Genomic DNA, 2,430 nt, shown 5'->3' with positions numbered 1-2,430 from the left:
TCCAGCCGGATGGCAGCGGGCGCCTGGCCGCCGGCGGCATCGCCCCGCGCCCCTGGCGGGTGGAGGCGGCGGATGCGGCGCTGCCGCAAGGCGGCGCAGAGGTCTCTGCCGCCTTGCTGGAGGGGGCGCGGCCCCGTCCGGACAATGCCTTCAAACAGCCCCTTCTGGCCCGGACCATCACCGCCGCGCTGGCGCAGGCGCGGGAGATGCAGGGGAAGGAGATGATGTCATGAAATTCGACGCCCCCGCCACAACCAACCCGATCGACCGGCAGTGTTTCATCGGCCAGCCGCTGGACCGCATCGAGGGCCAGCTGAAAGTCACCGGCAGCGCGCCTTACGCCTATGAGCGTCACGGCGTCGTGCCCGATCAGGCCTATGGCTATATCATCGGCGCCGGCATCGCCAAGGGCCGCATCAAGGCGATGGATCTGGACGCCGCGCGCGCCGCCCCCGGCGTGCTGGGCATCGTCACCTCTGCCAATGCCGGCAAGCTCGGCAAGGGCAAGCGCAATACCGCGCGGCTGCTCGGCGGCCCGGAGATCGAGCATTACGACCAGGCCATCGCCATCGTGGTGGCGGAGAGTTTCGAGATGGCGCGCGCCGCGGCGCTGCTGATCCGCCCGGATTATGAGGCGCAGCCGGGCCAGTTCGATTTGGCGGCGGCGCAGGAGCGCGCCGTCAAACCTGAATCCGGTGATCCCGACAGCGCATTCGGCGATTTCGCGCGTGACTATGCGCAGGCCCCGGTGACGCTGGATGAGACCTACACCACCCCCGACCAGTCGCACGCGATGATGGAGCCGCATGCCAGCATCGCCGCCTGGAAGGATGGCGCGGTGACGATCTGGACCTCGAACCAGATGATCGCCTGGGGCAAGGCGGATGTGGCGGAAACGCTGGGGCTGCCGCCGGAGAAGGTGCGGCTCGATTCGCCTTATGTCGGCGGCGGCTTCGGCGGCAAATTATTCCTGCGCGCGGATTGCATCCTGGCGGCGCTGGCGGCGCGGGAGGTCGGCCGGCCGGTGAAGGTGGCGCTGACCCGCCCGATGATCTTCAACAACACCACCCACCGCCCGGCGACGCGCCAGCGCATCCGCCTGGGCGCCGCGCCGGATGGCAGGCTGCTGGCGATCGCGCATGAAAGCTGGTCCGGCAATCTGCCGGACGGCGCCACCGAGACCGCCGTGCATCAGACCCGGCTGCTCTACGCCGCCCCAGGGCGGCTCACCCGCACCCGGCTGGCGCGGCTGGATCTGCCCGAGGGCAATGCCATGCGCGCCCCCGGCGAGGCCTCCGGGCTGATGGCGCTGGAGGTGGCGATGGACGAGATGGCGGAACGGCTGGGCATGGACCCGGTGCAGTTCCGGATCCTCAACGACACCCAGCTCGACCCGGAAAACCCTGAGCGGCCGTTTTCGCAGCGCCATCTGGTCGAGTGCCTGAAGCGCGGCGCGCAGCGTTTCGGCTGGGCGCAACGTCAGGCCAAGCCCGGCCAGCGCCGGGAGGGCGGCGCCTTCATCGGGCTCGGTGTCGCCGCCGGCATCCGCAATAATCTGCTGACCAAATCCGCCGCCCGGGTGCGGCTGACCCGCGATTGCCGGCTGATCGTCGAGACCGACATGACCGATATCGGCACCGGCAGCTACACCATCATCGCCCAGACCGCCGCCGAGATGCTGGGCGTGCCGATGGCGCAGGTGGAGGTGCGGCTGGGGGATTCCGACTCCCCCGTCTCCGCCGGCTCCGGCGGGCAATGGGGGGCGAACAACGCGACCTCTGGCGTATACGCCGCCTGCGTTGCGTTGCGCCAGCAGATCGTCGCGCGGCTGGGGGTGAATGACGCGGATGCGGTGTTCGCCGATGGCGCGGTGCAGTCGGGCGGCCATCGCGTCGCCCTGGCCGACGCCGCCCGGCAGGGCGAGCTGGTGGCCGAGGATGGCATCGAATATGGCGATCTGGCGGAGCGCTACCAGCAATCCACCTTCGCCGCGCATTTCGCCGAGGTGTCGGTGGATGCGGCGACGGCGGAAATCCGGGTGCGGCGGATGCTGGCGGTCTGCGATGCCGGGCGCATCCTCAACCCCAAATCCGCCCGCAGCCAGGTGATCGGCGCGATGACCATGGGGGTTGGCGCGGCGCTAATGGAGGAGCTGGCGGTCGACCATCAGCGCGGCTATTTCGCCAACCATGACCTTGCCGGCTATGAGGTTCCGGTACATGCGGATATTCCGCATCAGGAGGTGGTATTCCTGGACGAGCCTGATCCGATCTCCTCGCCGATGAAGGCCAAGGGGGTGGGCGAGCTGGGGCTGTGCGGCGCCGCCGCGGCGGTGGCCAATGCTGTGTATAACGCCACCGGGGTTCGGGTGCGCGACTATCCGGTGACGCTGGACAAGCTGCTGGCCGCCATGCCGGCCTGAAACTTAGC

General features: G+C 69.3%; 1 protein-coding gene and 1 pseudogene. Both read left to right on the top strand.

Features of this window, described 5'->3' with window-relative positions; translation table 11 throughout:
• Positions 1-233 (top strand): annotated as a pseudogene (locus tag MXAZACID_RS19265) (hypothetical protein); the annotation flags it as partial.
• Complete coding sequence (paoC, locus tag MXAZACID_RS07945; protein WP_008493724.1) at positions 230-2,422, top strand: aldehyde oxidoreductase molybdenum-binding subunit PaoC; 2,193 nt, start codon at positions 230-232, stop codon at positions 2,420-2,422. The pseudogene MXAZACID_RS19265 and the gene paoC, both read left to right, overlap by 4 nt.
• Positions 2,423-2,430 lie beyond the last annotated feature (8 nt).

It is taken from the genome of Acidocella sp. MX-AZ02 (assembly GCF_000306035.1).
GTDB lineage: Bacteria > Pseudomonadota > Alphaproteobacteria > Acetobacterales > Acetobacteraceae > Acidocella > Acidocella facilis.
Note: the sequence above shows the minus strand (reverse complement) of the source record. Positions and strands in the feature narration are given on the sequence as shown.

Bases quoted from the DNA above. Each gene is read 5' to 3' on its own strand.
- paoC (WP_008493724.1), top strand. From the start codon at position 230: ATGAAATTCGACGCCCCCGCCACAACCAACCCGATCGACCGGCAGTGT.